Origin of the sequence: Asticcacaulis aquaticus, assembly GCF_028550415.1 — a bacterium.
Classification (GTDB): Bacteria; Pseudomonadota; Alphaproteobacteria; order Caulobacterales; family Caulobacteraceae; genus Asticcacaulis; species Asticcacaulis aquaticus.
Window position 1 is genome coordinate 1 of record NZ_JAQQKX010000030.1, and the last position, 7,243, is coordinate 7,243.

The 7,243-nt window shown below is 58.0% G+C and carries 6 protein-coding genes; 2 read left to right on the forward strand and 4 right to left on the reverse strand.

Annotated features, from left to right (window positions below):
* The 4 genes from PQU92_RS18640 to manD all read right to left on the reverse strand — a co-directional run.
* Nucleotides 1-872 (reverse strand): exo-rhamnogalacturonan lyase family protein (locus tag PQU92_RS18640; RefSeq protein WP_497006758.1); only part of this gene is annotated, 872 nt, incomplete at its 3' end.
* A 24-nt stretch (nt 873-896) separates the two neighbouring features.
* Entirely contained in the window at nt 897-1,745 is an 849-nt protein-coding gene (locus PQU92_RS18645; protein ID WP_272749807.1) for an alpha/beta hydrolase, read from the reverse strand.
* Between the two features lie 136 nt (nt 1,746-1,881).
* Entirely contained in the window at nt 1,882-4,641 is a 2,760-nt protein-coding gene (locus tag PQU92_RS18650) for a glycosyl hydrolase 115 family protein (RefSeq protein ID WP_272749808.1), read from the reverse strand.
* A 55-nt stretch (nt 4,642-4,696) separates the two neighbouring features.
* On the reverse strand, nt 4,697-5,905 hold the full coding sequence (manD, locus tag PQU92_RS18655; protein WP_272749809.1) for a D-mannonate dehydratase ManD: 1,209 nt from the start codon (nt 5,903-5,905) through the stop codon (nt 4,697-4,699).
* 591 nt (nt 5,906-6,496) lie between these two features.
* Here manD and PQU92_RS18660 point away from each other — a divergent pair.
* Nucleotides 6,497-6,895, forward strand: a complete 399-nt coding sequence (locus PQU92_RS18660; RefSeq protein WP_272749810.1) for an EF-hand domain-containing protein — start codon at nt 6,497-6,499, stop codon at nt 6,893-6,895.
* 118 nt (nt 6,896-7,013) lie between these two features.
* The coding region (locus PQU92_RS18665) for a hypothetical protein (protein ID WP_272749811.1) at nt 7,014-7,243 on the forward strand (230 nt) is incomplete at its 3' end.

Sequence of the window (7,243 nt, forward strand, 5' to 3'; positions counted from 1 at the left end):
ACAGCCTCACCCCAGACGCCGACACCATCGCCCGACAGGCGGATATGACGGTTGTGTGTCTCTTCGGTCATCGGCGTCTTGGCCGTGACGCCCAGACCGCGGATGAAGTCCTTGGCCGGGTCGCCGTCATAGATGAAGGAGTGGACGATGCGGACGCTTTCCGAACCGGCATAGAAATAGAGGCGCACCGAGAACGGCAGCCAGTCGCGGCCATTGCCTGAGTGCGTGCCTTCGACCTTGAGCACAGCGCGCACCGGGCCGGTCTGTTCGACCGTGACCTTGGTGACCTTGCTGGTGAATTTCTGCTGCTTGATGCTGCCTGTGGCGTCGAGGTCCGGCTGATCCTGCCACAGGGCGACTAGTTTCGCCTCTTTCAGCGTCAGGCGGCCCGCCCGGGTCGCGCTGGCGATCAGATACTCGCCCGAGGTCGGCACGACCCAGACCAGATCGCCGGACGTCACGGTCACTTCCGACGCTGTTTGTTTGACGCTGACGGCCTTGCCAGGCGTGGCCGCCTTACCGGCGGTCAGCGACAGGCCGTCGGTCGGTGCACCACCGGCCACAGCGTGGGCGGTCCATTTCAGCGAGCCGTCGGGCCAGTAGGCGATCGGCCACGACTGCACCGGTACGTCGCCGAGCTTGAACTCCGGCGTCTTGCCCTTGCCCAGCTTCACCGTGCCGCGCGGCCATGGCACGCCCAGCGTCCCGCCTTCGAAGGCGTTCGGCTTGCCATCCAGCCAGCGCAGGTCGGTCGACGACACCGGCTTGGCGGTAAGGGGGATGGCCGCACCCGAAACCGTGGGGAACGTGGTGAAGGCGGCTGTTGCCGTCGCAGCGCATAGAAACGCCCTGCGGGAGAGAGGTTGGGTCATAGATTTTATTGCCTATAGAGGGCGCTAGGAGCGGTTGGCTTTGGAATCGGCGCTGGCGAGCAGGCCTTGTCGCATTAGGAAACGAAGAAAAAGGTCGAACCAGTGGGGCGCAGAGCTCTTCAAACCGAAGCCATGTCCGCCTGTAGGGAACAGGTGGGTTTCGACCCGAACATTGTGGGCCTTGAGCGCCGCTCTTAAGGCGAGGGTGTGCGTCACCGAAACAGACGGATCGTCTTCGGCGTGAACGAGAAACGCCGGCGGGGCTGCGGATGACACACGCTCGTCCACGCTGTACGCCACAATCTGGTCCGGTGTCGGATCTTTGCCAAGTAACAGCAAGGCCGAGCCCTTGTGGGCGATTTCTGGCCGCATCGATACCACGGGATAGATCGCCGCAAACAGGTTAGGCGCGGTGTTTAGAGTGTCCAGATCATCGACGGGTTTATAAACCACGTCTGTCGAACGGGTCACTAACGACCCGCAGAGGTGCCCACCAGCGCTGAACCCGATAGCGCCGATGCGGTCCGGATCAATGCCATAGGCTTTGGATCGATGGCGAATGATACGCATAGCCCTCTGAGCGTCCGCCAAGGGGACATTGGCCGCGTCCTGCCACCCTTCGCCGGGTAAGCGATAGATGAGGACAAACGCCGTAATCCCCTGATCGCAACAGGCCCGGGCGATCTGTTCCCCTTCCAGTTCGACGGAGACATGGCGATAGCCGCCGCCGGGAATAATCAGGAAGGCCGCTCCGTTTGGCCGAGCCGGACGGTAAACCTCCAGGCGCGGGCGCGTAATCCCGGTCAGGCGACGCGCGGGTGGATTTGTAGCGGCAGGCGACCCTTCGGTCAGATGTGGTGCCGTAAGGCCCACAGGACCTTTTGGCCACAGGTCTATAACCTCACGGTTCGTCACAGCTTTGGCGGGGGCCGCTATGGCCCTCGAAACGGTGCCCTCAAATAGGCCACTGAGGAGTATGGCACGTCTGTTCAAGTACATGGACATACCTTTAACCGAGAGGGGGAGCGCCATAGAGATTCGGAGCGCCGTCGAGCAAGATATCGAGGCGATCAAGAACGAAACCCGGATCGAGGGGATAGACCTCAAGGCGGTGCATACCTTTCGGCAATTGGGGCAAGTGAATGTCTCGCACGGCGGTATTGGTCAGGACGTTTTGCTTCCATTCCTCGCTGCGGCCGAACGTCTCGAAATCGAGAACCTGAAGAGGGCCATTGTCGATGCGAACCGCCAGGCGGAGCCGGTTGGCCGAGGTGAGGGGATGTACCGGCAGGCCCACGACCTTCAAACGGGCGTCGGTGAGATCGCCAGTCTTGAAGGCATAGACGAGCGGTTCGCGCCCCGAAATGTCGTCAATCGATGCCAGATCGAGTTTCGAACGCAGCGCGGTGCCGCGCGATCCCAGACCGGGGATGGTTTCCCAGAGTCCATTGGTGGTTCTGGCCGCCGAAATCGAGATGATGCGATTGACCTCGGCCGGCAGATCGCCCGGATTGTCCACCAAACGTGGAAACAGCCCTATGAGCTTACCCATACAGGTGACTTCGCCCGTATTGATATCGGACGCGCCGTCATAATCGAGCGTCAATTCGGTTTCGAACCCATTATCAGCCGTGAGGGTGCCTTCAAGTGCGGACGCTTTGATGCCCTTGAAATTGATCAGTTTCCAGGTGCCGGGGACTGTGCCATAGATCGTGACGGTGCTGCTTGACGGCTTGCCACGCGTGAAGGTCAGGCCGGAGGCGTCGATATTACACACCGCGGCCTTGGGCACGGCCCAATGAGGCCAGAAAGGCTCGTCGAACACCGGCAGCCCGCGGGGCGCCATATTCATGATGCCCTTCCACTTGCCGTTTCCGAGCGCGTTATAGGTTGCCGTATCCGCGACGATACGTTCATGCGCGGCTTTCGCCTGATCCGACAGGAGATTGACGCTGGCGCGGCCTGCGAATGCGTAGGTCGTGGCGAGATTGAGCTTAAGAATACGCTCGTTGAGGTTCGCGGCACCCCGAATGGGATAGAGCACCAATTGAAAATAAGCGTCTTGCCGGTCAGCGGGCAGGGCAACGCCAAGCGCTTCGGCACGCTTGACGAGATCGGCATAGCGTTTCAGACGCGCCTTGGCTTCCTGCCCCCCGGTGCGGACATAGTCGCTGACGACATTAGGGCGTGTCGGTTCCGTTTGCCCGCCGCCCATGAACTCAGGACGGCGCTCCCATGCCAGATCGTAATAGTCCGTCATGACTGAGGCGACCGCGTCGGCCTTGTCGGCGCCAAACTGAACCGCGGCCCATTTGACAAGGTGTTCACGGGGTGTTTGTGCGAAAGTTGAGTGATCGAAAGCGAGGTCGAGGAAATACTGGCTAAGATATTCCGCCGGCTTGATATCGCCGACATTGACCACCCAGATGCGCCGTGCGTTCGATTGCCACGCCCTGTCCATCTGCTCTCGGATCAGGGCTGGGTGCGTCGTGCCAAGCCAGATGTAGTCGTGCGGTCGTCCCAGATAGGAGACATGGTAATATACGCCTGATCCGCCCGAACGCTTTTGCTCCTCCGGCGTCGAGAGTTGGTTGATATAGCCGTAATTGTCCTCCGGCCAGACTAGGGTGACGTCGTCGGGGACTTTCAGACCCAGCGCGTAAATGTCGAGAACCTCCTTATAGAGGGTCAGGACTTGAGGAATCTCGGTAGCGGGTCTGCCTTGCGCCTTCGATAGAATAGCGCGTTGGATGGCGAAAATCTCCTCCATCGCATCGCGCGCCTGCTCCTTGCTCTTGACGCCGAACATACCGGAATCGCGCTTACCACGCAGACCAAGTGTATAGACGTTCTCGAACGCCTTCACTTCGTTTGCACGCTCGGTCCAGTATTTGATGATGTTTTTCGAGTTGACGAACCAGTTGAACTCACCGCGCTGTTTATCGTCCCATTCGCGCGTATTGTTACGTGCCATCGGTTCGGCATGCGAGGTGGCCATGACGATCCCGTAATCGCGGGCCATCTCCTTGTTGCCCTTGATCGTGTAGAAGGGCGCGGTCGAAGCGTGCATTCCCGGCCAGAGGGTATTGGCCTTGAGGCGCCACATCAGTTCGAAAACCTTGCCATAGGTTTTCGGGCCGATATCGCCGACTTCGGGTTCGAAGGTCTTGGCCGCCCAAGGCTGCAAGGCCCAATCCTCATCATTGATGAAGATGCCGCGATAGGGGACGGAAGGAGATTGAGACTGCTGTCGTTTCCCATCAACGGACAAATGATCGACACGCTTTGGTGTGACGTCAGCCCACCATTCCCACGCCGAAACCCCAATTTCGCGGGTCAGGTCGATGACACCCCAAACAGTGCCTCGCGTATCCGAGCCGGCGATCAGCAGGTAGGTCGCCTGCGGATTGCGTCTCGAACGCACCAGGACCCGGTCGTAGCGCTCCCATTGCCCTTTGATATCCGTGAGATCGACATCGGCGTCCCTGGCTATTGATCGAACCAGCGGTGAATCGATTGGCCCTATGACGACGCAGACCTGCTTACAGGACTGGAGGTCAGTCGAAACCAAGGGCTTTTGGCCTGTCAATGCGGTCAGATCCCGTGCCAGTAGATCGCCCGCAAGACTGAAGGGTTTGTCTTTCGCATGAACAATGCTGGCTACGGACTGCCCATCAAAAAGCGTGACGGGATCGGCCGAAGCTGTTCCTACGCTGGCCACCAGAGCAATCAGACTGATTGAAACGCCTTTCAGCAGTTGTGTTTTCATTTTCATTCCCTGCAACATTCAGTTTTGTTTTTATTTTTTTGGCGATGGCGAGCTGTTACCAGTTGAACAACGTGCCGTCCTGAAGGCGGTTCACCGGTAGGAAGGCGCGTTTGTACGGATACTTCGCGGCCAGGTCTTCATCGATGTCAACACCAAGGCCCGGGGCTTCCGATACCATCAGATCGCCCTTTTCGAAGTAATAGCCGTGCGGGAAGACCTCATCGGTTTCCGGCGTGTGGCGCATATATTCCTGAATGCCGAAGTTCGGGATCGAGACGTCGAAATGCAGGGCCGCCGCCATGCACACCGGCGAAAGGTCGGTCGCGCCGTGGCAGCCCGTACGGACATTGTAGAGTTCCGCGAACGAGGCGATTTTCTTCAGGTGCGAGATGCCGCCGGCATGGACCACCGTGGCGCGGATATAGTCGATCAACTGGTTCTGGATCAGGTCCTTGCAGTCCCAGATCGACGAGAAGATTTCCCCTACCGCCAGCGGCGTCGTCGTATGTTGGCGGATCAGTTTGAAATTATCCTGATTTTCGGCGACGACCGAATCCTCCATCCAGAACGGCCGATAGGGCTCCAGATCGCGGCCCAGACGTCCGGCCTCGATGGGCGTCAGGCGGTGGTGGACGTCGTGCAGCAGGTGAACCTCTTCGCCCAGAGCCTCGCGCGCGGCGGCGAACAGCTTGGGCACGACGCGCATATAGGCTTCGGTCGACCAGAGATTCTCGGTAGGCAGGTCCGCGTCGGCGGGCTCGTAGAACATCTTGTCTTTCGACACGCCGTAGGTGCTGCTCAGGCCCGGCACGCCGCATTGCAAGCGGATCGCCTTATAGCCCTGCGCCTTGTAGTCCTGCGCGACCTCGATCGTGTCCTCGATGGAGGTGCCATTGGCGTGGCCATAGACCATGACGCCGTTGCGCGAACGACCGCCCAGAAGCTGGTATACCGGCAGCCCGGCGATCTTGCCCTTGATGTCCCAGAGGGCCGTGTCGACCGCCGCCACCGCCGACATGGTGACCGGGCCGCGGCGCCAATAGGCGCCCCGGTACAGGTACTGCCAGATGTCCTCGATCTGTTGCGGGTCCCGACCGATCAGGCAAGGGATCACGTGCTCTTCCAGATAGGCGACGACCGAAAGCTCACGTCCGTTCAGCGTCGCGTCACCGATACCGTATACGCCTTCGTCCGTCATAATTTTGAGCGTGACGAAATTGCGACCGGGGCAGGTGACGATGACCTTGGCGGATGTGATGTTCATAGTTCCCTCACTTTTCAGTATTCGGCAGACATGAGGCAAATTGGTCAGACATTCAAGCCTAAATCCAAGGTCATCTGACAAAATTAAGATGACGCAGGATTATTTTAAAGTGTCGCGCTGGGGATGAGGAATTGTAAAATATATAATAAAAACAATCTATAATGGATGGAATTTTAAAACCTGTGAAGTTTGGAGCGCGGTCCGTGGTGAAGTGGATTCCAGTTTCGGTTTGGTTTTTCCAAAAAGAGACTTGACACGAAGTAACCGGTGTCATTTAATTGGGAAGACCCTTTCAGGGAAGTATAGATGGGTCGCGCCAGCAAAAGTGCGCGTCTTTACAGGTTATATTTCCTCATTAGTTCACCGTTCCGAGCTCCCCGCTAATCTAGCAATCTTGGTTCGCACCTGCGGACGCTATGGCGTCCGCTCTTTTACATCCGTTGTAATCGGAGCATTTTGGCGTTCGAGGGCATACGGGAGTGAGTGTTTGGTCATGGATACCTTCCTGCCATGGCCCAAACTAAATGGCGAGCCGGTAACGGCTCGCCTATTTTTTGAGTGGTGAATAAACACCCGGCGCAGGAGGAATACATGAAATTCAATACTGTTATCCGCTTGGCTACGTTTGTCATGGCTGTTCAAACAATGGCATTCGCCGCCGAGCCTTTAAGCGAGTCTTTGGCCAAGTTCGATAGGGACCATGACGGGCGCGTCAGTCTCGCTGAATGGACACGCGATCGTCCCGCGCAGTTCAAAAAGCTCGATGCCAATAAGGACGCCCGTCTGACGCTGGACGAAGTGCGCGCCGCGTATCTGAAACTTGCCACCATCAATGATCCTAAGACAAAAAAGCGGATCGATGGCGTGATGAACGCCGATGCCAATAGCGATGGGTCAGTCACGTTGGACGAATATGTCGCCTATGGCGAGGCGGGCTTCAAAAGAAGAGATACGGATGGTGACGGCTTCCTGACCGCCGCCGATCACTGACACCTTTCAGTTGATTGAAATTGTGTGAAAATGATTGCGAACGTGTAAAGTCTGTTGACGCCGGGTAACCGGTGTCATTAACGTTCCGCGTCAGACAATAAGTGCCAGGGAGTGCCAAATGCTGAGTCGCTACGCCGTTGAAGTCAAAACCCAAACGTTTTCCCGGCTATGTTTCGCGGCCTCGGTATGGGCGCTTTCGACGGCTTTTGTTAACGCTGAGCCGGTCAAAACCGACACGCTGATGTTGTCAGGCAACGGGCCGGACGATGCGGTTTCGTGGGATTTCACGGTCAGCGGCGGTATGAAGGCGGGGCAGGCCTCTAAGATCGCTGTGCCATCGAACTGGCA